The organism is Pedobacter psychroterrae, from assembly GCF_004331695.1.
Lineage (GTDB): Bacteria > Bacteroidota > Bacteroidia > Sphingobacteriales > Sphingobacteriaceae > Pedobacter > Pedobacter psychroterrae.
This window is the reverse complement of sequence record NZ_SJSL01000002.1, coordinates 196,671-221,273: the sequence shown is the minus strand read 5'-3', so window position 1 is coordinate 221,273 and position 24,603 is coordinate 196,671. Positions and strand designations below refer to the sequence as shown.

Below are 24,603 nucleotides of genomic sequence, written 5' to 3'. Positions count from 1 at the left end.
GGTGTTTTCGATTGATTGGATTAAAAATTAACGTTTAGCGCAATGGTAGTGGCATGCTGGCCGCTTCTTGTATTGCGGTAGCCATATGAAAAGTTTTGAAACTCAGGATCTATACCATACTTATTGGCCTTCCACAGTAAAATATTGTTGACCTGAAACCTTAAACTTGCGCTTTCTATTTTTAGCAGATTGGTTACATTTTCCGGTAAACTGTAAGCCAGGGAAACGTCGCGCAGTTTAACGTAGGATGCGCTAACCACATTGATATCGGCCATGGTGTAATAATTGGTATTGCGCTGGCTGTAATTTGTATAGCCATCGGAAACATAACGCGGGATGTTGGTTATATTTTCATCTCCCGCCTTCTTCCACCTGTTTGCGAAATCTTCAGAGACGTTACCACTAAAACTTTGGGGACTGCTAGTAAGGCGGTCTCCCCCGTAAAACTGATTTACATCTCTGCGCATTACTGCACCGAAACTATACACCATATTACCTGTAAGCTCCAGGCTTTTGTATTTAAAACTGTTAGAGAAACCACCATTGAATTTTGGGATGATGGAACCTTTATATACCAGGTCATCTCCGGTAGGTTTTTGAGGGTCTTTGGTAATGGTGCCGTCTGCCAGTTTAATTTGCGGATCGCCCATTGCATCTAAACCTGCATATTGAAAAGCAAAGAGCGGCATAACGCTATAACCTAAAACGTAATTGGCATAGGTTATGTAGTTTATGCTGTTCATATAGGGCTGTGGATCGGAATAGCTCACCAGTTTATTGTTATTTAACGCAAAAGCGACAGCGGTAGACCAGGTAAAATTACCAGCGCTGACATTTATACTGTTTAGGCCTATATTTAGCCCGTTATTGGTTAAATTTCCCACATTTGAAGTGGTAGAGCTTGCTCCTGTAAAGGGATCTACGTTAACTCTTCCTATTAAATCGGTGGTGTTTTTATGGTAATATTCTACAGTACCGCTCAAACGGTTGCCCAGCAGCCCAAAGTCTACACCAATATTTGTGGTATGCGTAGCTTCCCAACTCAATTTGCGGTTGGCATATGAGGAGATAACGTATGATCTGCCGGCAAGGTTGGGCGAATAAGAAGAAGTGGGATCATACAATACGTCGAACGAAGATGCTGCACCAACAAGAGGTGAGTTACCGGTAATACCATAGGTAACCCTTAAAGCCAAATTATTGACCCAAGTTACAGGTTTAAAAAAATCTTCATTGCCGACATTCCATTTCCCGCCAAAACTGTAAACCGGCTTATTTTGCGCGGATACATCACTGCCAAACAGGTTGCTGTGGTCAACCCTCCAGCTGGCATCAACACTGTATTTATGGTTTAATGTGTAACTCGCTAAGCCGAAATAGGAATTGAACCGGTTGAGCTCCTCTTGCGTCTGGTAAGGCGGATAGCTGTAATAACCGTAGCCTGTTACGGTGCCGGGTACGCCTTGCGACAACGAATAATAGTCTAGTAAAGAATAAGTAAGCAGGTTTTCATCATAACCCACCACGGCGGTGCTTCTGCTCCGCTGAAAGTTTTCCCGTGCTTCCTGACCACCTTGCAAGTCGAGCTGATCATTGCCATCTCTCAGCGACAAGCTGTACACCAACTGGTTACGGAGGGTCCAGCTGCGTTCTACGAAGTTGGAACTCAGGAACTGTCCGCCTGTGGCCGGAATAAGGTAGGTTGGATCAGATCCGCCAGTGCCCGGCATGGTTAAACTTACCAGCTGTTTACGCTGACTATAGGTTTTATGGTCGTCGTAATTTGTGGATTCTCCTGGCGACCTTAGGTAGCCATAGGTGCCTTGATAACTCAGTCCTTTAACGAGTTTTAAAGTGGTATTGGCAACTAGGTTCAACGACAGGTTATTGTTATTGGAGTGTGCATAATTGATTTCATCCAAGGGGCTGTACGTCTCCAGGTCTATACCACTTTGCTGCTGGTAGTCTACACGCAGTCCGGGCGAATATCCATAGATATAAGGCATATTGATGTTGTTGCCATTGGCATCCTTAAATAACTGATAAGGTATTGCATCCGCACCAATGGTAATGGCGTTTTTGTTGCTGCTTACGTTATTTGCCAAGTTTGTGTTTAGCGAAAAGGAGAATCGATCGCCCGGATTAAACGTCTGGTTAAGGCTAAGCCGATAGGTATTATTGGTTTGGCCGATGGTATTGCTTTGGGAATTGGTGTAGCCCATTGAGCTGAAAAAGCTGTAATACCTGCTTCCGCCAGATGCGGAAACGGAATGGTTGGTGGTTAATGCATTCCGGTACCATAGGTCTAAAATCTGCTGCTTATTATTAATGCCGGCAAGACTGTCTAAACTTTTGTTTGCCTGCGCTGCAGTAATTACATTCCTGTTTTCGTCGTACAGAATTTGATCATGCGGAGCCACAGTTCCGTAGTAGAGAGAATTATAAGGAAACGCATTCGGATCAAATGTTTCCTTTGCGGCCTGTATGTATTGGGCACTGGTTAAGAAGCGCTGGTAATTCAGATCGGGTTTACCCTGAAAATCCACAAAACCCTGATAGTTAACCTTTATCTTTTGGTTTTTACCACCGTTTTTGGTCACCACAACAACTACCCCATTTGCGGCCTGAGCACCCCATATTGCCGCTGCAGCCGCATCTTTTAATACGGTAATGTCTTCTATGTCGTCTATATTGATAGAACTAAAATCGCTTACAATTACTCCGTTTACCACATACAATGGCTCAGTAGGCAGGCTGATGCTGCTGGAACCACGGATCAGCGCTCTGCGGGAAGAGGAACGGGTGATGGAGCTCATGGTGATGTCCTGACTGACGGTTAATCCGGGGATGAGTCCGTCCAATCTGCCTATTACATCCATAGTTCCGCTGCGTTGCGCGAATTTCTTCATATCAGGCTTTGAAAATGAACCTGTAGCACGTTCTTTGGATAAGGTCTGGTAGCCTGTTTGCACAACGATCTCTTTCAACTCTGAGGTACTGCTGTGCAAGATGATGTTTAAAAAAGGCATGTTCTTCTTTACCTTGAATTTGTAGGTTTCATAACCTACGTAAGACACACCCATTTCATCGCCTTCTTCTGCATCTATAAAGAAAAGACCATTGTCGCTGGTCACATAACTGATTTCACCGACGGCATAAGCAACGCCATCAGCGTTTACCGGTGCTACCGCGACCGGGTTTTTCTTTTTAATGAAAAAGACGGTGGCACGACTTAACGGCATTCCGGTACTGTCGGTCACAATTCCCTTTATTTGTATAGGATCTTCGAAAGCTTTCTTTAACCTTTCAAAAAAAGTTGGTTCAGCAGGCTTTAGGATGATGTTTTCACCTACAATATCATAAGTTACCGGCAGATCTTTGAAGCAGGCATCCAGCGCTTTTTGAACAGAGACGTTCTGCACATTGACATCGATATCGGCTAACTGCAAGCGGGTCTCATCGTAAATAAATACATATTTGGTTTGCTTTTCTATTTTTTCAAGTACTTTCTCAAAAGGCGTATGCTTTTCATTTAGTGTAACCTGACTGTACACTGTGGTGGCACTTGCTTGTAAGAAACCAATGATGATAAATAAAGTGGTCAGCTTCATAATTTTCAGGGTTTGGTTAACGTTTGGCCAGGCCAGGGGCATGGCTATCGGAATAGCTGTGAATTTCATTACATTTGTTTGTTTGGATTAATACATAAACTCAGTTCAGATTTTGTTTATCCCGTTTACGGGAAAGGATTGGTCCAAAGATTTACCGTGGTTGTGCGTCAACACTTCCACGGTTTTTTTTGAATACCCTGAGGCTGTTTAAAGCTATCGTCGTAAAGAATACACCATATTTTAGCGTTTTAAAAAATGAATAATTTGTTAGTTAGCGCTCGGTTATTTATTTGGTAAAACAATGATCTTTTTCCCTTCTGCTTTAAACTTGATTCCAATCTTTACAAGTATTTCCAGCACCTGTGCTGCATTCGCACTCCTGAATACTTTTCCGGTAATCGACACCTTGGGGATACCGCCTTCATAAACTACTTCTACATTATACCATCTGGCGAATTGCCGCATCACCGTTGGCAGATCTGCGTGTTGAAAGCTGAACATGCCAGCCTTCCAAGCCAGGGCAGTTTCCAGTTCGGCTGGCCCAACGTTGACTTTGTCGTTGTTTAAGAATACAGCAGATTGTTCACCAGGTTTTAAAACAGCATTATTGCCGGCCTTTGAAACTTTTACACTTCCTTCTATCAAACTTGTTCTGGTAACCCCCTCTTCGGCATAGGCATTGACGTTAAATATAGTGCCCAAAACTTCTACCGTTTGTCCATTGCTGCTTACTTTAAAAGGCCTTTCTTTGTTATGCGCCACTTTAAAGTACGCCTGTCCGGTTATTTCAACCCGGCGTTCCTTACCCTTGAATGCCACCGGAAACCGCATGGATGAGGCTGCGTCTAAAGTAACCATCGTTCCATCGGCCAGTACCAGCTCATACACTCCTCCGGCAGGTGTGGTGATGGTATTATAACTAAGTTCACTTTCTGTATCTGCACCAACTGCATTATATACCACTTTTCCATCTTCAGTTTTTTGGATCTCGGAAGTTCCCTGCACCGCCAGTGTCCCGTTTTTTGCGTCAGTTAAGGTAATCTGATTTCCATTGCTTAACGTTAACACCGCTTTATTGCCACCTGGTTTTGCGATTTGAGCAATGGTTTGAAGAACCTTCTCTTGATCTGGTTCAATCTGGGTGATATAATAGGTTCCAACTGAAAGGAAAATCAACCCTACGGCAGCTGCTATTTTAGGCCACAACTTAATTCTTTTGGTGGGCTGTGGTAGCCTGTTGCCAATTTGATTGTACCAATAGGCATAATCCGGTTCAGGTAATTCATCGCCAATACTGTTGCTGCGGTGGTTGTACCAGCTATTCAGTAAGTCAGCCTCTTCAGGACTGCATTTGCCATGTAAATATTTCTGGATCAGTTCTTCTGCTTGATGGTCGTTCATATCTGCTAATATTAGGGCTGATATGGTTATGACTAACGAAAGTTAATTGGGTGTAAGATTTATATGAAAATAATGTCACCTTATTTATCTGCAGGTTATCTTTTCCGCTAAATAAGAGCAACAAAGTAAAAAACAGATTGATTTTGTCCTTTAATATTTTTAATGCGTTGCTTATCTGTTTCCTTACTGTATGGTCAGTAACTTCCAGCCTGTCAGCAATCTCCTGATAGGATAATTCTTCTTTCCTGCTCAGTTCAAAAATTTCACGCATCTTTTTCGGAAGTTTATTGATTTCAGATTCAATGCTATCTGCTAATTGTTTTAGCTGGATGTATTCATCCGTAGAACTCACACCCTGATCAATAAAATCGGCCAACGAGTTTAAATGAGCTGTTTTGAGTTTACTTTTGTTGACCAGTGTAATTACTTTATGTCTTACAGCTTTATACAGATAAGATGAGAGACTCGTATTAATCATCAAATCAGGTGCTTTGTGCCATAATTTAGTGAAGATTTCTTGGATTACGTCTGCAGCTTCATTGTCATCATATAACATCTTCCTGGCATGACGAAATAGAACTGCCCAATACCTATTGTAAATTTCGGTAAATGCAGAATGATTGCCTTGCTTCATTAAAGCCAGAAGTGCTTGGTCAGTAAGAGTTTTATAATCCTGCATTTTGTCCCTTTCCCAACTAATTTATAAAATATAAATAGTTGATCCCGCCAAGTTTACATAAAAAAAATGATTTTATCTTAAAGTTAACCCTCCAAATTGTTTACAAAATAGTTGCCTGTCAATTCAAACGCTGTTTGGTATTACTAACTTTTTCGTCCTGATTTTAGTTGTCGTTTGACCTCATTACAGAAGGTGTACGGTAACCACCTTAAAAGGTTTGTACGTAGAACCGTCACCATACAACTCCCATCATTAAGGACAAAATTGAAACCGGAAACGCGGGGTTCCGGCTCTCCTCATCCAACAGTGTACTCTTCTTGATGAAAGAAATAGTAACCCCGTTCCCCGCCAACATAAAGTACAAAAAGCGACATAATACGACACTACACGACATGATGCGACATAACACGACATCGTCTATTTTTTTTCCCATTACATTTACTTCTGAAGACTGAAAGCTTACCGACTGCTACCTTATTGGCAACGGTGCAGTAACGGTACAGCAACGGTACAGTAACGGTACAGCAACGGTAGAAGGCATCTGCCAAACATTTTTGAAGCAAAAATATTAAAATTAAGAGTAGTAATTAACAAGAACTCAGAAACAAAAAAAAAGAACATATGGCAATTTTAAAAGGCGGGATCCTTGGTGGATTCGCAATGCTTGCCAAAGGCAACATGCCCGGAGTGCAGCAAGCTGAAATTGTGCCCTTGGCAAACGGCGTTACATTTAATTGGGAGCCTGAACACATGGCCAGCATTTATCACATTCAGTCAAGGGCGATGTTGTTTGTGCATTGTGAAGATCTCGGCAAATCGTTTTACAACTTAAATGCAGCGAGAATTATGGACAAGACGGATTTTATGGAACTACCTTTGAATTTTAAAGGACATACACTTCAGGCCTACATTGCTTTTGCCAGCGACGATAGAGAAAAGATCAGCAACAGCAGGTATATAGGTTCGGTTGATTATTAATGTGTGGCAACAAACTGCCCGCACTTCTAGTCCTTAACTTGGTAGCGAGACGTCGGACAACGGAATGTCACTCTCTCCATCGTGAAAGCCACGCAGACTTTATTTACAAAGTTTACATTTTTATTTACAATCCAAATCCTCCACTCATAGAAATATCAAAGTAGATTCGCTGAATCAATTCTAATAGGATAAATAAATAGAAGATTATGAAATACGTAAACGTGTATGTTTTGTTCTTACTGTCTGTTTTTCTCAGTTCCTGTGGACAAAACCAAACAAACGTACCCAAAGATAACGTCAAGTCTGAGGTTAAAGACATAGGGCCTAATATAATGGTTCGTAATATAAAAAAAGGCGGAAATGGTGCCATTTTGATTGCTGGGCCGAACAACTCATCATTAGGTGATGTTTTTCGATATGATGGAAAATCTTTTACCAATCTCACCAATAAAATAGGTCCGCACCGATTCTGGGATGCCCTGGAAGATCGACGAGGAAATATTTGGTTCACTTCTACTGATTCAGGCGTTTATTATTACAACGGGAAATCCATTCAACATTTCACTACCACGGAAGGACTTGCCAATAATCGGGTGATGTCTGTTTATGAAGATAAAGCCGGGATTATTTGGTTTGGCACCGGAGATGGGATAAGCCGCTACGATGGGAGATCTTTTCGAAATCTTAAAAATCCTAACCCCTCGCGTGTTTATAAAGGAGAAAATTGGAATAATGATTTTACTTGGAATAATGATATTACTACAATCATTGAAGATAAAACCGGAAGATTGTGGGTTGGCACAAGAGGCGCCGTCTTCGTTTATGACGGAAAAACATTTACCCCGTTAATCCATAAGGGCAAAACTTTTACAAACGTTTGGAGTATAATCGAAGATAGAAAAGGCAATATTTGGCTTGGTGACGTGACCCATGGCCTTTGGCGATATGACGGCAATATTTTTACTCAGGTATCGGAGAGAGGTACTTATGCTATAATCGAAGATAAAAAAGGAAACATCTGGACTACTGGTCCGGTAAATACTGCTCATGTGGCGGTCTGGGCACTTTCCCGTTATGATGCAAAGTCCTTGTATAGTAATAAGCCCACTGTAGCCGAAATTATGTTAGGAGATGCTTTCTTCGGACTTATGGAAGCCAACGATGGAAGTATTTGGTTTGGATCTGCCACCGGAGTGTATCGTTATGATGGAAAGACCATCACGGACTTTTATAATAAAGAAGGTCAGAAAAAATATATCATAGATACAAAGCAAAGTGCTGTAGTGTGGAGGGGTTCTATGCTATTGGGTTCATGGGAAGGTACTAGGTTTCTTGGTGATGGTTCCCATACAGGGGACGTCGATATATTAAAAGGAGAATTGTTAATTGAAAACCGTCGCTTGGTGGGCGGTGCAGTTGAGGTCGACATGAATACAATTGAAAATTTTGTTGATCAACGTTCATTCAATCAATTACCTGCATTTTTTGATGTCAAAAAATTCCCTGTTTCTACATTCTCAATTACCAAGGTTGAAACAGTGAGTGATGGAAAAACTGAAGGAAGGAACGGGAACATGACCATTGAAGGTGTCGCAAGTATAAAAGTTACAGGCAACCTGTCCATTGAGGGGATCACCAAAGCAGTCACTTTTCCAGCCAATATGCTTTTTAAGGATGGAATGGACGGAACTGTCGTGATGAATGGCACGCTGACGATTGATCGGACAGATTGGGGTATCGGTTATAGATCCGAAAAGCACTTTGATTCAACTTTTTCGGACGACGTTAAAATCTTCATTAAAATCGTAGCAAAGAAATAATATCTGAATCCATTAGACTTTAAACTAATCAGATTATTTAAGCTGTAAAAAACCCTCTCTACTTTTGTAAAGAGGGTTTTTTATTTAGTGTGTTGTTGTATACAATAACGCAGAAGACCTTATTTTAAAAGCTCCCCAACCTTGTTGTATAGCGCTTCTGCTCGTAGGTTGGTAGCCACTATTTTACCTTTATCATCCACTAAAACGTTTTGTGGAATTGCTTTTACATTATAGAGTGCCGCAGCAGGCTCCTTCCAGCCTTTCAGACTTGATACATGATACCAAGGCATTCCATCTTTTGCAATCGCGTCCTTCCATTTGGTAGCATCCTCATCCAGAGAAACACTCAATACCGTAAATCCCTTATTCTTAAACGCATCGAACGTTTTAACCACATGGGGATTTTCCTTTCTGCAAGGACCACACCAGCTGGCCCAGAAATCTACCAATGTATATTTGTTTTTAGCAATAACCTCTTTCAGGCTAAGCTGTTTCCCTTCAGGAGTAGTTGATACAAAGTCTACGTATGCCTCTCCAGTCAGCTTACCCTTTGTTGCTAACAACCGCTCCCCAAATTGCTTTCCTAAAGATGTAGCCTTAACTTCAGGACTAAGTTTCGAATAGTGTGGATAGGTCGTTTCATAATTCACCAATCCTCCCGGAGCATTCTTATCTAAATAATAAAGCGAAACATATGAAGCTGGATATTCCTTTACGAACTGATGAACGGTTTCTCTTTTAAATAGCATATAAGCGTCCAAACCCGACATCAATTTAGTTAGATAAGCTTTTTTATCTTCGCCCTCCGGCATGGTTTTCCAGAAACCTATCCCATTGTAAAATTTGTCGTCGACTGGTCTGAGCTTTTTTGCCAATTGTTCGTGTTCGATCGCTAATTTTGTGCCGCTGATACCGGCATAATGGATAGAATCCTTAGCGGAGACACGAATTGTTCCCTGTGATAGAAACAGGTCAATCCGGTCGCCATTTTCCTGATTGCCCAGGCTCAGCATTGCTAAGGTAGGCGAACTGATGGTACCCGTCAGTTTAAAGGCGCCTTTATTTATGCCTACACTGTCCACTTTTTTTGTCTTGGCATCTTCATAATAGAGTTTTATGAATTGTCCGTCTAGTTTCCGGTTTACTTTACCTTCTACAGTAAAATTTTTTGATTGCGTAAATGCTGTTAAGGTTACACAGGACAATGCCATAGCACCTATTATCGGTTTTAAGTTCATATACTTTAACTTTTTCTACGATTAAATTTATATTAGTTAACTGCTCTCCAGTTGATGTCTTTAACTTTAACTAGTCCCGACCAGCTGCTTTTTGGAGCCAGTGTCAAGTCTACCACGTTCGGGTTGTTTCCCACTACGAAGCGTCCTAGCGTACCTTTTGTGTTCGTATTGTAGCTCGCTATATACAGGCTGTTTGCCGCATGATCTACCTGTGTATCAAATTTCAACATGGTGATCTGATCGCCTCCTGTTAAATTGTATTCATAGAACCGTTCATTTCCTGGATTGTAATCATAACAATATAACTTATTGCCGACTGAATAAAACACCACCGTCCTGTTAGAAGAAAAGGCGTAGAAGTTCGCTTTATCAAAATCCCTGGCTAACGGTGATACTACATAAGCCGCCCGTTTAGCGGGAGCCGCACCGTTTGCATAAAATTTATAGATATGATGCACATTAGCAGGATCTTTCATGATTGCAAAAGAATTTCCATTGGTAGAGCCTCCGTCTGTATTACGGGTATTTTCCGCATATACGAGTTTTCGACCGGTTGTTCCTTGATTCCAGGGAAAAGCAGCTCCTGCAACATCCGGAAGTACTGTCGAAGATGTACCAAAGCCAAAACCGGAGTAATTAAGAAAACGATCGTTCACTGTGTCATACCACATCGCCGTGGTCATGCTACCAGTAGCGTAAAGCAAATAAGGAGCAGCTGGAATGCGAACTTCCTGTGCCGTTGCCACACGGTTAATCGGATTGTTATAAAAATCACCTCCGTTTATCGCTAAAAATGCAGCGAAGATATCACCTGCTTTAGTGAGCATCACACGGTAATTACCAGTACTAGTCGCTCCGGCTGCAGTTCGCATTTGTGGTGCGATTACTATCGGATGATAGGTTTGTGGATCGACAGTTTCAGAAACATATAATACTCTGCTCATGTCATTGGCTGGTGTCGCTTTCATAGTCACGCGATCCAGGAAATAAGATCCGCTTTTAGTCATGGTCCACAGCTTTATATAAGCGTCAAGTCCACCGCCTGTATGTTGAAAACTTACCGGATCCTGAAGTTTCGGCAAGCCGCTTTCAGAAAGTATGTGTTTCAGGTGAAGGGTGTCATTCTGTATCGAAAGCATTTCAGCCTCCGCATATCCCTGCTCGTCCTCGCCCATGATCAGCCATCCTCGTGAATACGGTGTTCCGATTATCAGATCAGCATTTGACTGCCACTCAACCCCGGTCTGTTTATCCCGTACCCGATAAAAGAGTTTGTATGCCAAAGGCTCAAGCGTTACCGGATATGCCAGATCTTTATGGTATCCGATGGTGTCCAGTACATTCCCTTGTCTCACAATCCACAGGTATTGATACCTGCTGGTGTCGCCTTGATCCATTGTTGCTGCAAGGGTTGGCTTAATTCGCAACGTATCCACGCCGCGACGGGCGGTATATGCACCCAGCAACCCCGTTATTTTAACATCATTGATGTCTTTATATTCGTAGTTTCCAAGGTCTTTAGCACAGGACCCGAGAAACAAGGCTGCCATTAATAAAATGGTATATTGATATATTTTCATGTGTTTAAATCTTAAGTATACAATCAGAATTAAGGAGTATATGGCACTCCAATATAAGACGTCCATGGTACTGAACCCATCCACATCAGCCTGCCGTCAGCCTCCAAAACTGGGGTTCCCGCATCTTTAAGCCTTACCAGGATGGCGGTGGCATCACTCCCGATTAACAACTGCCTCGCCATCGGCATAGTAGCGGTGCTGGCGAAATCTTCATATTTTAAACCGAGATATTGACTTAGAAAATCCATTTTTTGCCTTGAAAATATGCCGAAAAGCCCGGACTCACGGTTGCCGGCCTGTATCGATCCGGACCATACGACAGGACGAACCATGATATCATTCAAGCGCAGCGTATGTAGACTGGCGTCAAATTCAGGAACTACCACGCCAGCGCTGTATTCAGGAATAGCATCCCATTCAGGGAAGGATAAGGAAAAATCCTGTGTTGCCACCAAACGTAAACCCACTGCTTTCATCGTCACCTGCAGGTCTGGTGTACGTTTTAGCTTTACCGTGATATTGGTGGAAATCGCACCCGCCGGAACGGTCCACAACTCCTTCTCTAAGGTATAATGCTGACCTGCGACTGCAGTCGTAGAATCAGGATTTATCACCACGCCAAATGTCCGGTCGTAATCCTTTACCGGACCTGTAATCATCACTTTTACGATATAATCCACCTCATCTTTGGCGATACGGGTGAACTGAACATCGCTATATGGCATAAAAGGCCATAAGTTAGGCAAAAACTCGTTCCCGGATTGCACGGCGAAATATACACCTTCCCGGCCTTTGTAACTCATTATTTCCTTTTCACAGCCAGAGAAAAAAACCAGCAAATGAAGGCAAACTATATATGTTAGTATTCTTTTCATCTTTTTATATTTTAATTCCTTTGTGACAATTCACTATCTGGCAGCGGCACCACATAATTTGTTAATACCATAGCTTTAGTACCTGTTACCGCAGCATGATTCGGAATGGTTTGCTGAGCAGTCCGTTTATAAAAATAAAACTGCTGTCCCTCTCCGATCGTCTCTTTTCTGAATTCGTTCATGATCGCAGTAAGCAGCAAGGCACTCGAAGTTGGATTGAGGCTTAAGCTATTCCGACTGGTCCGCACCTTATTCAGATAAGTAATACCGGTAGCCAGATCCGGATGGCTTTCCGCAGCAATCAGCAATACCTCCGATAGTCTGATCAAGGGAATCATGTAGCGCCCGGGGACATTGTTCTGATCAAGATATTTCAGATTGGTTAAAGCGGTAACTGTTCCTGATGAGGCGTTTTGCCAAATCCGGCGACGATAATCATTGGCATCATCGTACAGCGCATTCACCCGCGATTCATTGCTATCCCCATTGCTAAATGAAAGCTTGTTATTGTTGTCCAGTCCTACGTGAAACTGACGGTCAAACATTTCCGATCGCTTAATGTCATAAACTCCAAACATCACTTCAGAAGTAAAAAGACGGTCAGCGGGAATCACGGTGTTTCCTTGGGTAAAACCAAGTGCGGCAGTCGGAGTAACAAAAGGGAACACATTCTTCGGCCCCTGCACCTCAGCTAGTAACGCTTCCGATTCTATCAATGCGTTAACTTTATCCCCCTGCCATAAATATGCCCTCGCCAATAATGCCTTAGCAGCATAATAATTTAAACGGTATTGGCGATAGTACAAGTCATTAGGTCCGCCCGTGTTATTTCCATTTCTAACTCCTGAGGTCCTGATCGGGTCTGTATTCTCTAACAGAGCAAGCGCCATCTTCAGATCTTCAGTGATGTGCTTCATCACTTCTTCGGTACTTAAGAAAGGCAATACTTCAAAACCACTTTTAGTCACATAGGGAATCGCAGGCTTAGCCTTATTTTCGTCATTATAGATCGGGCCGAAAAGACGTAGCATATCCAGGTGGAAGAAAGCACGCAGTGCGAGCGCTTCTCCTTTGATCACACCATAATATAGCTCTGGTAGTTTCTCACTGGGAGCATCTCCACATTTTTCGATAATCACATTACAATTTGCTACCAGCTCGTAAGATTTTTTCCAGGCATCATCAAATATGGTTTTCATCTTGGTTCCGGTATATACAAATGTGGTAGCTTCGTAATAGCGGTGTGTAGAAGAGGTCAGCACATAGTACTGCGCCATGACATCCACTGTGCCTGTAGTCATTTCCTGCCCGTAGAGTGCCGTATTGGCCATCTCCACATAAACACCATTGATTGCTTTTGTATAACCGGCAGGGTCTACAAACAGCTGGTCTTCGCCCAGTCGGTCTGTAGGCTTTACATCAATCCATTTTTTGCAGGAAAGTGTAAGTATGCTCAAGGCCAGGCAGAAGAATATTTTATAAGTTATTTTCATCTGTGATAGTATTATTGGTTAAAAGCGGACAGCTGCTGAAAAAGAAACGGATCGGGCAAAGGGATAATCCAGACCGCGCTCATTTTTGATGGTGGACACATAGAATATATCGTTCATATAAGCCCTTAAAGTAATAGAAGAAGCACGCACAGACTTCAGCCAGGCAGCCTTGCTCGTCTCATACCCTAATGAAAATGATTCTCCGACAAGCATATTGTTGTCTTGCACGAAACGCGAAGACATAGGGGTATATTCCGTCCTTGAAATCGCCTTGAAACGGGCATTGTCACCAGGCTTTTGCCAGCGATCATATAAAGCGCGCTTGTCCTGATTCAGGGGAACATTAGCCGTGGTGATATTCTCCACTTTATCATACAGCGTCTGCATGAAGGCTTGTCCACCAATGCGATATCGTAAGTTTACCGAGGCCAGAAATCCTTTGTACATAAAACTAGTGCCGATCACGCCGTCCAGATCGGGTTCCTTATTTCCCACTACCACTTCATCCTGATAATTGTAAACAAATGTCTGCTCATTATTTTTATTCAGGAAAATCTCACGACCGGTAGCGGGATCTATTCCTACGGAGCGTACTGTCCAAAGGTCTGAGGGACTACCGCCATCATAATAACGGGCCATATTGCGGCTTCTGTTGGCAAGGTTAAAATTATCTAAACGGTTCCCCATTTTGCGGTATTCTGATTTTATCCTTCTCATATTGAGATTCACACGCCAGTTTATTTCATTGCGACGCAAAATGTTATAATCTGTAGTAAGCGTGATACCATTGGTCTTCTGCTCACCGATATTCTGCGCTACGCGCGATACACCCGTGGAGGACGGTAGGGTCAACAATACAAGTAGTGGATCTGTATTCTTCACGAAATAGTCAGCAGTGATCCGGAATCTATTATCCATCGTCATAAAATCCAAACCGATATTTCTATCGAGGGTGGTCTGCCAGCGGAGATTGCTATTGCCCATATTGCTGATAATCGTACTGGCACCAAACGGATTCCGGTTATCATTGTTATAGCGATAAATCCTCATCGAGATGTAGTCGTCAAAATTCTGGTTACCGGGGTTACCGATAGATCCTCTCAGGCGCAATTGATTGATCCATTTGGACGAACTTAAAAAAGATTCCTTATGGATGTTCCAACCTAGTCCGAATGACCAGATGGTTGAGAACTGTCTGCTTGCTCCGTAAATGGAAGAACCATCCGAGCGCAAAGTGGCATCCAACAGGTAGCGTTGATCAAACGCATAGCCCATATTCATAAAGAAACTAGCCCCGCGACGCATGGATTCCTGGTATCCCGCACGCTGCCCTTCTCTAAAGCCCAAAGCAAAATTAGGATTGGAAAACTCATCATCGATAAATCCTGTCACTCCAAAGGCGCTTAGGCTACGGACGTTCTGTTCCATGCGCATACCTGCTACGGCATTAACGGTATGCGTTTCCGCGAATACCTTTCCGAATGTTAAGCTTAGGTCTCCGTCATAATTCACATCCTTGCCGTTATTTTCATTATACCTACCCCTTTGCAATGCATCGGTGTTAATAAATTCGGTATTGAAGGGTGACCTGAATATTACATCTTGTGTTTTGAAATTGCGTAAGCCAAAGCGTGCGCGTGCGCGAAGAGATTCTATAATCCGCCATTCCGCTTCAAAATTATTCGTGAAACCCTGAGATTCCTCTGAATCAAGATTTAGGTTATTTTGATTATACAAGGGACTGTATATCGGAGCTAATGTCGCATTACCAAAAGGCTTGTAATCTTCCAACACCATTCTCACCGTACCGTCTTCATTGTATTTCCGGTAGTAGGGATTCGCCCTCGAGAAAGCTGAAAAAGGCTGTGCTTCCCGGTTTGCGACCACATTGTCAATGCTCAACGTGTTGTTTACTGAGACATTTCCTTTTCGGTAAAGCAACCGAACGTTACCATTGGTCGCTGTCCTGTCCGAACCTTCCATCATACCGGGAGTAAGTCCGTAATTCAAGGATACGCTATAGCGGAGGTTAGCGTCACCACCCTCTGCAAATAAAGTATGCCGCTGTGAAATAGAGGTACGCAAAGGTTCGTGGGCCCAATAGGTATTTACTCCTCGGCGCACTTCTTTCAACCGTTCAAAATACCTTGCTTCATTATCAGGGTTTGGCCCCACTATAATATAGCCGTCAGGATTTAGTAAGCCGTAAAACTGAGACAGACGCTCAAATTCAAGTTTCTCTCCTGCATTCATCAGGTTATAGTCACTTAGGTCGGCGAAATTAACACTTGAGTTGAAATTATAGTTAACCCGCAGCGAGCCTGCGGTAGGCTTTTTAGTTTCCACTACAACCACGCCATTTGCAGCTTTCGAACCGTAAATAGCTGAAGCACTCGCATCCTTCAACAAAGTAATCGATGATACCCGGTCCATACTCAGATCACTGATGATGGCCAGCGTGCTTTCAAATCCATCGAGAATAAACAAAGGCTGGTTAGGGTTAGAGCCAAACTCATCAGTAAGCCCGATCACACTACTTTTTCCGCGTATTTCAATATCCGGCAATCGGTTAGGATCAGAACCAAATAGATTGTTCTCTACAACGGCAAATGAAGGATCCAGTGTTTTTAAGCTTTGTATGATATTCTGGTTTCCAACAACTTGAAGATCTCTGGCGGTATAGGTCACGGAAGATCCGGTATGTGCTTCGCGGTCACGCTGATAAATACCTGTCACAACCACTTCATTCATTGCTGCGTCGTTTGGTTCCAGTTCAATGTTTAAGCTTGTCTGTTTCTGATAAGTTATTTCCTGCGGTTTCATGCCGACATAACTAAACACCAGAATCTGCTTTTGTTCAGTCAAAGGTATGCTGATGCGATATTGGCCTTTTTCGTCGGTTGATGTGCTCAGGCTTGCACCCTTCAATTTCACCGTAGCCCCTACCAGAAGCTCCTTCGTTTCAGCATGGCGAACCACACCACTAAGTGCTTGCTGAACTACTGTCGCGGTCTGAATGGCAGGTAAAGGCGCGCTGGAAAGGGATATGGTCTTGTCTTCAATAACATAAGTTATCGGCTGACCTTGAACTACCTTATTCAAAAATTGCTGCAATGGCATATTTTTGACATCAATGGTAACGGGCCTGGCAGACTCAATAATCTTTTTTGTACCAAAGACGGCATATCCACTTTGTTTCCTAATGACTTCTATCACAGAGGAAAAGGGAATATTTTCTCCTTTCAGTGTGATCTGCTGGGAATAGCTGGAGGCGCTTACTGTCGTAAAGCCTGCTATAAATAAGAACATGATGATTTTCATCACTCGTGATAAGTAAAGTTTATTCATTAATTTTACGTTGGTTTGTTGATGTGTAATGTCTACTTCTACGTTTTGGTCGACTGCAACAATTCAAATCGCTTTAGGGGAAAGGATGGCAGTCCTTTCCTTTTTTGATTTTAAAGGAGTCTTTTTTGTGGTTGGTTTTTATTTCATGTGGTGGTTGGTTTGTTTTAGGTTTACATTCTACTTTTTTTTCCATTTATGATAAGCTTCCGGCGCTTCACGTCCAACTTGTAATCTATTTCCGCAACCTCCAATAAGCGCAATACAAAGCTGATATTCTGGTTACGAAAAGCATCACCTGTCAGCTCTTCCTTTGGTATGCCGTTTATATAAACAATGTCCAGGTCATACCAGCGGCCGACTTCGTTCATCGTTTCTTCAAATGTCTTATTGTCAAAACCGAATTTGCCCTCACGCCAGGCTATAAAATTATTTACGTCAACCTTTTTCACAAGCGTTTTCCCTGTTGTGGTAATGGCCTGTTCATTTGGATGTATAATAATGCGGCTGTGATCATCACTCACCAGCACTTTTCCCTCCACAAGCGTAGTTCTATCAGATAGTTGCTCAGGATAGTTTGCTATATTAAATTGGGTCCCGACTACCTCTACTTCCTGTCGTCTACCCTTCACTTTAAATGGTATCCTGTCTCCATTTTTCTGATAGGCAGGCTTAACATTGAAGTAAGCCTCGCCATCAAGTTCTACTATACGTGCGTCTGAAGCAAAATGCAATGGATACCTGATCGTGGAAGCTGCATTCAGCCAAACATCCGTTCCATCTTCCAATGTTATTTTGTAGGTACCGCCCCTGGGGGTTTGCAAAGTCAATAAGCTATTAGAATAGGCCGATTCATCTATTGATGTTTGCACCACAGGTGCTCCGTCTGCATAGGTGATTTCCTTTCCGGTTACTATTCCTGCCTGTGAGGTACTTAGCACTATCGTCCTGCCATCAGCAAGGGTCAGCGTAGCTTTATTGCCTCCGGGTTGGATGGATGCTTTTTTCTCAACCCCAAAATCCCTGACTTGCACTTCACGGTCTAATACCACCCAGGCACCAATTGCCACAAGCACAGCGGCAGCTGTCGCCACTATCCAGCGAATCAGTCGCACACTTTTAGCAGGTTTTCTTCCTGCATCTGCTACTTTGGCGAGCAAGCTGCCCAGAATACGTGATTTTACCTCCTCGGATGATTCATCTTTTCCTGAAGTAATGACAACATGCTGGTCATCGTGACTCATATACCACTCCTTCAGCAGCTCCAACTCTTCAGCGGAAATGCTTCCATTGTTAAATTTAAAGACCAACAATTCTATGTATTCAGTATTCGGGGACATTCTTTATGCTTTTCTATCTATATAGACAGAAAAAAATGCATTAGGGGTGAGTGATTGAGATTATTTTTTACGAAATAATAAAATATAGGCCTTTATTGAAACAAAGTATAGATAAATATCGCCGTAGTTAGCGTCTTCACATTATCCCGTAGATCTTTATTGGCTTTTTTCAGATGTGATTTGATGGTATTCTCCGATAAATTCAATTTTTCCGCAATTTCTTTATTTGACAGACCTTCCTGACGGCTTAGTTTAAATATTAGCTGACATTGGGGCGGGAGTGCTGCTATCGAATTGTCTATCTGTTCCTGTAGCTCCCGCAGCATCAACGCCCTTTCAGGCGATAGTAAGTTGACATCTTCTGCTGGAGCATAACCTTCAGATTTCATGCGTTCCCGGTGACGTCGGTCTAATATATTGAAGGCCTGATTGCGTATCCCGCGGGCCAGATAGTTCGAGAGCTCTACTTTTATCAGAGAAAAATCATGGCGCAGATTCCATAATTTATAAAGCACATCCTGCACACACTCTTCGGCCTCCTCTTGGTTACCCAATCTGTTAAACGCAACCGAAAGCATTTTGTCCCAGTAACGGTCGTAAATCTCCACCAATACGCGCTCGTCACCACTTTGCATCAGCTGAACCAGCTCCTGATCTCCGTATAACTTGTATTGCGCCATTACTCTATGTCCCTCGCCTACAAATATATAATTTACCAGCGTTATTTAATGCGGCAAGCGGTCTCTATATATCCCGTATACATAAGTCCCCAGCAAAGAGCCCAATATCACTACAATCATTAACAGATATCCCTGACCCAGCAAGACAAATATAGGGCCCGGACATGCACCCGTAAGCACCCAGCCAAATCCAAATATGATACCCCCAAACAAATACCTGCGCCAGCCTTTTTCCTTCACAGGAAAAACTATTAAAGACCCCTCGGTATCCTTATAGCCAAACCGCTTAATCAGCCATACCCCAATCACGCCGGTCAGGACAGCCGTGCCAATAATACCAAACATATGAAAGGACTGAAAACGGAACATTTCCTGTATCCTGTACCAGGAAATGGCCTCTGATTTACTCATCACAATGCCAAACAGGACACCGGTAAGTATATATTTTAAAGACTTCATCATGGCTTACGAGAATAAAAGTGGGAAAATAAGGTGTGTCATAACCAGTCCGCCAATAAAGAAGCCCACCACTGCGATCAAGGAGGGCAACTGCATGTTAGACAATCCACTTATGGCATGGCCTGAAGTACAGCCCCCAGCATACCTGGTCCCAAAACCAATTAAGAAACCTCCTCCTAAAAAAATAAACATCCCCTTAAATGTAAAAAGATACTGCCAGTTGAATATAGCAGATGGCACCATCTCGCCGTCAAACGGAATATCCAACGATTTAAGATCTGCAATTGTTGCCTCAGATAAGGCCAAAGGCGATCCGGAACCAAGCCACTGCTTAGAAATAAAACCGCCAATCACAGCTCCGACAAGAAATAAAAGATTCCAGCGCTGGGCCTTCCAGTCAAAATCAAAGAATTTAACCCGTTTTCCAGCTCCCATCATACTACAGATGTTCCGCAAATTAGAAGAAAACCCAAAAGATTTACCAAAGAAGATAAGCAGCAACATTATTGCGCTGATTGCAAGACCAGAAGCATACCAAGGCCAGGGCTGTGTCATTAAGATACTGATTTTATGCTATCTCTTATTCTTTGCAAATATTTGTTGCGATAATACAGATCTTTGATAGCAGCAAGTGAATCCGACTGTCCATCCCCACCCTGTTCGTCAAATTTAGCCGTCAACACAGCAATTTCATCAAAAATTTGCTGCTCGACCACAGCAACATCTGCTTTCAAAGCGCTTAACCGCCCTGCGTCAAGTTCAAGCTGCAAATCCATCAGTGCCTCATTGACGTCCATCATGTCCATTAAAAACTCCTGGGGCAGGGAATAATTTTCACCTTCTACCAATACACCCTTAACTTCCAGGATATAATGCAGCCGTTTAAAAGGGTCATTTAATACCTGGTAGGCTTTGTTATTTACCGTGCTTAATTCGAGTACTTCAGCCTGCTTAGCTTCACTTTCGTTGATATAAAAATCAGGATGATACTTCTTACTGAGCTCATAAAACTTCTGCTTTACAAGTGCAGCATCAGGGTTAAAGCTAACCGGCAAACCATAAAAAGCAAAATAATCAGTCATAATAACGCTAATGCATTACCGCTTTAAAAATATCATTCCCCAGTACAAATACCATCAGGCAAAGCAACATTACAAAGCCCACTATTTGTGCGCGTTCCATAAACTTATCACCAAGCGGCTTTCCTTTCACCATTTCTACCAGTAGAAAAACCACATGTCCGCCGTCCAGTGCAGGAATAGGCAGTAAGTTCATAAATGCCAATGCGATTGAGATAAAGCCGGTCGAAGCCCAAAACCTTTCCCAGATCCATTCACCTCCATATACCTTACGCGCAATCTCCACAGGGCCAGAAAATGCCTTATTAGCCTGAATCTTGCCGGTTAAAACCTTCCAGATGCCCTTAGCATTATCGCTAAATGTCTTCCAGGCCTGGTTCGCACCAATAGGTAAAGCTGCAAACAGACTGTATTTTATCGTCTCCTGTTTAATTTCATTAAAATTGAACCTGATACCAATCGTTCCTGCAGTGTCCACCGGAATGTTGTACGCCAGGATCTCTGAGCCACGACTGATGTTAAACAAAACAGACTTACCTTTCAGTTTTGTCATTTGCTCCCTAACATCCACGCTATATTTAACAGGTACATTGTTTACAGAGACAACCTTATCTCCAATCTGCAGGCCTGCCTTTTTTGCATTGCTATACACACTGTCTATAGACGAGGTAATCAACGGTACCCTACTGATAAACGCTTCAATTCCAAGGTCAGAAACTTTGTTCAATATATTGTCAGGCACTTTAATGTCCAGTGTTCTGTCACCGCGGATCACGGTCAGATTAGTATTGCCCAACAACACTTTCGAGCTGATCAGCTCCTCAAAACGGATTACTTTATTTCCGTTTACTGCTACCACCCTGTCCCCTTTTTTCAGACCGATCTCTTTACCGATCTCACCGGGATTAATTCCGTTCAATACAGAACTGTTCGCTATGAATGTCTCTCCATAAGTGAAAGCGAGCATCCAGAAAATAAAGATACCAACTACTATATTCACCGCTACCCCGCCCAGCATTACGATCAGGCGCTGCCATGCTGGTTTAGACCTGAATTCCCAGGGCTGTGCAGGCTGGTTCATTTGCTCAGTGTCCATAGACTCGTCTATCATACCTGATATTTTCACATAACCACCCAATGGAAGCCAACCAATACCATATTCGCAGTCGCCCCTTTTAAAACTGAAAAGTTTCACTCCCCATGCATCAAAAAACAGGTAAAATTTCTCTACTTTAATCCCAAAGGCACGCGCCGCTAAAAAATGTCCTAATTCGTGTAAAATTACTAGTATCGATAACCCCAGAAGTAACTGGGCCGCCATAATCAGTCCGCTCATATATTATTTTAATATTTTTAATTTTGATTGTTTAATACTTGTTTTGTTACGAGTTGGTTGGCAAATATACGTGTATGTTGGTCTGTTTCTAAATAATTATTTAGTGTAGGCGCTGCTATAAAAGCCACGCCCTCCATACAGGCTTCAATTACCTCACTCATTTGTAAAAATCCGATCTGGTCATTTAGAAAAGCATTGACCACTATTTCATTGGCTGCATTTACAATACAGGCCATATTCCCACCCTTTCTCAGCGCACTGTAGGCCAGTTCCAGATTTCTAAACGTCCCGCTGTCTGCCTGTGAAAAGGTAAGTTCAGGATAATCCATGAAACTGAAACGCTTAAAATCGCTACTTATTCTTTCAGGATAAGCAAGGGCATAATGAATGGGCAATTTCATATCAGGCAGGCCCATCTGTGCTTTTATGGAGCCGTCGTTAAACTGCACCAGCGAATGTACAATAGACTGGGGATGCACAATTACATCTATCTGATCTGCCTCCAGGCCAAACAGCCATTTCGCTTCGATCACCTCCAGGCCCTTGTTCATCAGAGAAGCGGAATCAATGGTGATCTTGGCGCCCATTACCCAATTTGGATGCTTAAGCGCCTGAGCTTTAGTAACCCCTGCCAAAAAAGCAAGGTCTTTGCCCCTAAAAGGTCCGCCAGAGGCAGTGAGGTATATTTTCTCAACCGAATCCGGCGCTTCTCCTATCAGGCACTGAAAAATTGCCGAATGCTCTGAATCTACCGGAATGATCTTTACCCCATGTTCCCTGGCCAGCCTGGTAATCAAATCTCCTGCCACCACCAGCGTTTCCTTGTTTGCCAGCCCGATATCCTTCCCGGCTTTAATGGCGGCAATAGTAGGCTTCAATCCAACCGAACCCATTACAGCGGTCAATACCAGGTCTGCTTCAGTTATACTTGCCGCTTCACAAAGGGCATCTTCCCCGGCCAGAACTTTAATCGGCAAAGCTCCTAACGCTGATTTTACCTCCAGGTACAGGCTTTCATCCCCTATCACTACCATACCCGGCCTGTATTTCAAAGCCTGTTCTATCAGCAGCCTGGCATTTGCCTGGGCGGTCAATGCCGAAACTTTGTACAATCCCGGATTTGCGGCAATAACTTCCAGGGCTTGTGTCCCGATTGAACCAGTAGCGCCTAATATTGATATGTTTTTCAAATCGTAAAATTCCTTAATTCATCTGCAATCTTCCTGTCGTTTGATAACCTTGGGACCTTATTTTGTCCACCCAGCTTACCCTGGCCCCGCATATAATTTACAAAAGCATCTTTTTGCAAAGACCGGACGATCAAAGGCTGCAGTATCTTCCCTTCAATGAGGTCAAAATAGTAAATATTCTTCTCTTGTAGCGCTTTATCTACTTTTTTAGTGAAATCAACCATGTCCAGCGGCGGACTGGAAAACTCTACAAACCACTCATGATAAGGCAATTCTCCCGCTGCAGGAGCTACCTGCGGCGCTACTGTAAACTCGGTGATACCTACCCCTTCTTCATTTGCTACACTTAATATCGCATGCTCTACCTCTTCACCTATTACATGTTCCCCAAAGGCAGAAATAAAATGTTTGATCCTTCCTGTCACAAGGATCTTATAGGGGTTTTTAGACACAAACTTTACGGTATCACCAATGCTGTAAGCCCAAAGTCCGGCGTTGGTGTTCAATATCAGCGCATAGTTTTTGTCCAGCTCCACCTCTTCCAGGCTAATCCTCAAAGGGTTATCATTATAATACTCGTCTGCAGGAATAAACTCATAAAACATACCTGCACTGACCAGCAGCAATAGACTTTTGTCCTGCTGACTGTCCTGATAAGCAATGAATCCTTCCGATGCGGGGTAGGTCTCGATGGCATCCACTTTCCGGCCTATACTAGACTCTATCTTGGCTCTATAGGGCTCATAATTGACACCTCCATATACAAACAGGTTAAAATTCTTAAAGATGTCTTTGATCTTTTTGCCTCCTGATTGCTCCGTTAGCTTATCAAAATACATCTGTACCCATGGTGGTATCCCGGATATCAGGGTCATGTCCTGATGAATGGTTTCCGACACTATCGCGTCTACCTTTTCCTCCCAGTCTTCAATGCAGTTGGTTTCATAAGATGGCAGGCGGTTTTTCTGTAAGTAAGCAGGCACCAAATGCGCCACTATGCCCGATAACCTGCCTATATTAATCCCATTTTTCTTACTAAGTACAGGACTGCCCTGCAAAAAAATGATCTTGCCATTTACAAAAGAAGCATTTCCTGTCTCGTGGATATAAGTAAGCAATGCATTTCTGGCGGCCTTTACATGCTCCGGCACAGATTCTTTAGAAAGCGGAATGTATTTTACACCCGATGTGGTGCCGGATGTTTTTGCAAAATAAAGGGGCTTGCCTTTCCACATCACGTCTTCCTCTCCGGCCACAACCCTGTCTATATATGGTTTCAGGTCTTCATAGTCCCTTACAGGTACACGTTTTTTAAAATCCTCGTAATTGCGAATAGACTTAAAGTCATGGTCCCGGCCAAAAGCAGTGTGCTGCGCATCGCGTACCAATCCTGCCAAAACATCCTGCTGCACGGCTACCGCATTCTTTTTCCACTTGTTTATGCCCTTCACTACAAAGGCAGCAAAAGGTTTACTTAATGCCGCTTTTAATCCCATAAT

At 42.9% G+C, this 24,603-nt stretch carries 18 protein-coding genes; 2 read left to right on the top strand and 16 right to left on the bottom strand.

Annotation, left to right across the window (positions count from 1 at the left end):
- Window positions 1-20: 20 nt before the first annotated feature.
- From EZ437_RS09300 to EZ437_RS09290, 3 genes are all read right to left on the bottom strand, one after another.
- Complete coding sequence (locus EZ437_RS09300; protein ID WP_131595588.1) at window positions 21-3,680, bottom strand: SusC/RagA family TonB-linked outer membrane protein; 3,660 nt, start codon at window positions 3,678-3,680, stop codon at window positions 21-23.
- Between the two features lie 213 nt (window positions 3,681-3,893).
- The gene (locus EZ437_RS09295; protein ID WP_131595586.1) at window positions 3,894-5,012 is read right to left on the bottom strand and encodes a FecR family protein; all 1,119 of its coding nucleotides are present in this window, start codon (window positions 5,010-5,012) and stop codon (window positions 3,894-3,896) included.
- Window positions 4,951-5,646 carry an RNA polymerase sigma factor gene (locus tag EZ437_RS09290; RefSeq protein WP_225869541.1) on the bottom strand — a complete coding sequence of 232 codons (696 nt, stop codon included), beginning with the start codon at window positions 5,644-5,646 and terminating at the stop codon, window positions 4,951-4,953. The genes EZ437_RS09295 and EZ437_RS09290 overlap by 62 nt, the downstream gene beginning before the upstream one ends.
- Before the next feature lie 666 nt (window positions 5,647-6,312).
- Here EZ437_RS09290 and EZ437_RS09285 point away from each other — a divergent pair.
- Window positions 6,313-6,669, top strand: coding sequence for a DUF6266 family protein (locus tag EZ437_RS09285; protein WP_131595582.1), 357 nt, complete (start codon window positions 6,313-6,315; stop codon window positions 6,667-6,669).
- Between the two features lie 206 nt (window positions 6,670-6,875).
- Window positions 6,876-8,489 (top strand): two-component regulator propeller domain-containing protein, encoded by a 1,614-nt coding sequence (locus tag EZ437_RS09280; protein ID WP_131595580.1) that lies wholly within the window; start codon window positions 6,876-6,878, stop codon window positions 8,487-8,489.
- Window positions 8,490-8,608: 119 nt separating this feature from the next.
- On the opposite strand, the gene EZ437_RS09275 is transcribed toward EZ437_RS09280, so the two are convergent.
- The 13 genes from EZ437_RS09275 to EZ437_RS09215 form a co-directional block, all read right to left on the bottom strand.
- A complete protein-coding gene (locus EZ437_RS09275) occupies window positions 8,609-9,727 on the bottom strand; it encodes a TlpA disulfide reductase family protein (protein ID WP_131595578.1) in 1,119 nt (372 codons plus the stop codon).
- A gap of 32 nt (window positions 9,728-9,759) precedes the next feature.
- Window positions 9,760-11,307: a PKD-like family lipoprotein gene (locus EZ437_RS09270; protein WP_165500375.1), complete on the bottom strand. Its 1,548-nt coding sequence runs from the start codon at window positions 11,305-11,307 to the stop codon at window positions 9,760-9,762.
- Window positions 11,308-11,336: 29 nt separating this feature from the next.
- Window positions 11,337-12,182, bottom strand: a complete 846-nt coding sequence (locus tag EZ437_RS09265) for a DUF4843 domain-containing protein (RefSeq protein ID WP_131595574.1) — start codon at window positions 12,180-12,182, stop codon at window positions 11,337-11,339.
- 11 nt (window positions 12,183-12,193) lie between these two features.
- A complete protein-coding gene (locus EZ437_RS09260) occupies window positions 12,194-13,675 on the bottom strand; it encodes a RagB/SusD family nutrient uptake outer membrane protein (protein ID WP_131595572.1) in 1,482 nt (493 codons plus the stop codon).
- Between the two features lie 18 nt (window positions 13,676-13,693).
- Window positions 13,694-17,023: a SusC/RagA family TonB-linked outer membrane protein gene (locus EZ437_RS09255; RefSeq protein ID WP_225869540.1), complete on the bottom strand. Its 3,330-nt coding sequence runs from the start codon at window positions 17,021-17,023 to the stop codon at window positions 13,694-13,696.
- Between the two features lie 170 nt (window positions 17,024-17,193).
- On the bottom strand, window positions 17,194-18,360 hold the full coding sequence (locus EZ437_RS09250) for a FecR family protein (protein WP_131595570.1): 1,167 nt from the start codon (window positions 18,358-18,360) through the stop codon (window positions 17,194-17,196).
- Between the two features lie 92 nt (window positions 18,361-18,452).
- On the bottom strand, window positions 18,453-19,040 hold the full coding sequence (locus EZ437_RS09245) for an RNA polymerase sigma factor (RefSeq protein ID WP_131595568.1): 588 nt from the start codon (window positions 19,038-19,040) through the stop codon (window positions 18,453-18,455).
- Window positions 19,041-19,085: 45 nt separating this feature from the next.
- On the bottom strand, window positions 19,086-19,502 hold the full coding sequence (locus EZ437_RS09240) for a DUF6691 family protein (RefSeq protein ID WP_205942675.1): 417 nt from the start codon (window positions 19,500-19,502) through the stop codon (window positions 19,086-19,088).
- A 3-nt stretch (window positions 19,503-19,505) separates the two neighbouring features.
- Complete coding sequence (locus EZ437_RS09235) at window positions 19,506-20,054, bottom strand: YeeE/YedE family protein (protein WP_131595566.1); 549 nt, start codon at window positions 20,052-20,054, stop codon at window positions 19,506-19,508.
- The gene (gene hscB, locus EZ437_RS09230) at window positions 20,054-20,581 is read right to left on the bottom strand and encodes a Fe-S protein assembly co-chaperone HscB (RefSeq protein ID WP_131595564.1); all 528 of its coding nucleotides are present in this window, start codon (window positions 20,579-20,581) and stop codon (window positions 20,054-20,056) included. Before hscB ends, EZ437_RS09235 begins: the two co-directional genes overlap by 1 nt.
- Before the next feature lie 7 nt (window positions 20,582-20,588).
- Entirely contained in the window at window positions 20,589-21,914 is a 1,326-nt protein-coding gene (rseP, locus tag EZ437_RS09225; RefSeq protein ID WP_131595562.1) for an RIP metalloprotease RseP, read from the bottom strand.
- Window positions 21,915-21,931: 17 nt separating this feature from the next.
- Window positions 21,932-23,104 carry a 1-deoxy-D-xylulose-5-phosphate reductoisomerase gene (locus EZ437_RS09220; RefSeq protein WP_131595560.1) on the bottom strand — a complete coding sequence of 391 codons (1,173 nt, stop codon included), beginning with the start codon at window positions 23,102-23,104 and terminating at the stop codon, window positions 21,932-21,934.
- Window positions 23,101-24,600 carry a GH3 auxin-responsive promoter family protein gene (locus tag EZ437_RS09215; RefSeq protein ID WP_131595558.1) on the bottom strand — a complete coding sequence of 500 codons (1,500 nt, stop codon included), beginning with the start codon at window positions 24,598-24,600 and terminating at the stop codon, window positions 23,101-23,103. The genes EZ437_RS09220 and EZ437_RS09215 overlap by 4 nt, the downstream gene beginning before the upstream one ends.
- Between the last annotated feature and the right edge of the window lie 3 nt (window positions 24,601-24,603).

What these genes read in the sequence shown, in the direction of transcription:
- EZ437_RS09300 (WP_131595588.1), bottom strand. Translation starts at nt 3,680, where the DNA reads ATGAAATTCACAGCTATTCCGATAGCCATGCCCCTGGCCTGGCCAAAC.
- EZ437_RS09295 (WP_131595586.1), bottom strand. Translation starts at nt 5,012, where the DNA reads ATGAACGACCATCAAGCAGAAGAACTGATCCAGAAATATTTACATGGC.
- EZ437_RS09290 (WP_225869541.1), bottom strand. Translation starts at nt 5,646, where the DNA reads ATGAAGCAAGGCAATCATTCTGCATTTACCGAAATTTACAATAGGTAT.
- EZ437_RS09285 (WP_131595582.1), top strand. Translation starts at nt 6,313, where the DNA reads ATGGCAATTTTAAAAGGCGGGATCCTTGGTGGATTCGCAATGCTTGCC.
- EZ437_RS09280 (WP_131595580.1), top strand. Translation starts at nt 6,876, where the DNA reads ATGAAATACGTAAACGTGTATGTTTTGTTCTTACTGTCTGTTTTTCTC.
- EZ437_RS09275 (WP_131595578.1), bottom strand. Translation starts at nt 9,727, where the DNA reads ATGAACTTAAAACCGATAATAGGTGCTATGGCATTGTCCTGTGTAACC.
- EZ437_RS09270 (WP_165500375.1), bottom strand. Translation starts at nt 11,307, where the DNA reads ATGAAAATATATCAATATACCATTTTATTAATGGCAGCCTTGTTTCTC.
- EZ437_RS09265 (WP_131595574.1), bottom strand. Translation starts at nt 12,182, where the DNA reads ATGAAAAGAATACTAACATATATAGTTTGCCTTCATTTGCTGGTTTTT.
- EZ437_RS09260 (WP_131595572.1), bottom strand. Translation starts at nt 13,675, where the DNA reads ATGAAAATAACTTATAAAATATTCTTCTGCCTGGCCTTGAGCATACTT.
- EZ437_RS09255 (WP_225869540.1), bottom strand. Translation starts at nt 17,023, where the DNA reads ATGAATAAACTTTACTTATCACGAGTGATGAAAATCATCATGTTCTTA.
- EZ437_RS09250 (WP_131595570.1), bottom strand. Translation starts at nt 18,360, where the DNA reads ATGTCCCCGAATACTGAATACATAGAATTGTTGGTCTTTAAATTTAAC.
- EZ437_RS09245 (WP_131595568.1), bottom strand. Translation starts at nt 19,040, where the DNA reads ATGGCGCAATACAAGTTATACGGAGATCAGGAGCTGGTTCAGCTGATG.
- EZ437_RS09240 (WP_205942675.1), bottom strand. Translation starts at nt 19,502, where the DNA reads ATGATGAAGTCTTTAAAATATATACTTACCGGTGTCCTGTTTGGCATT.
- EZ437_RS09235 (WP_131595566.1), bottom strand. Translation starts at nt 20,054, where the DNA reads ATGACACAGCCCTGGCCTTGGTATGCTTCTGGTCTTGCAATCAGCGCA.
- hscB (WP_131595564.1), bottom strand. Translation starts at nt 20,581, where the DNA reads ATGACTGATTATTTTGCTTTTTATGGTTTGCCGGTTAGCTTTAACCCT.
- rseP (WP_131595562.1), bottom strand. Translation starts at nt 21,914, where the DNA reads ATGAGCGGACTGATTATGGCGGCCCAGTTACTTCTGGGGTTATCGATA.
- EZ437_RS09215 (WP_131595558.1), bottom strand. Translation starts at nt 24,600, where the DNA reads ATGGGATTAAAAGCGGCATTAAGTAAACCTTTTGCTGCCTTTGTAGTG.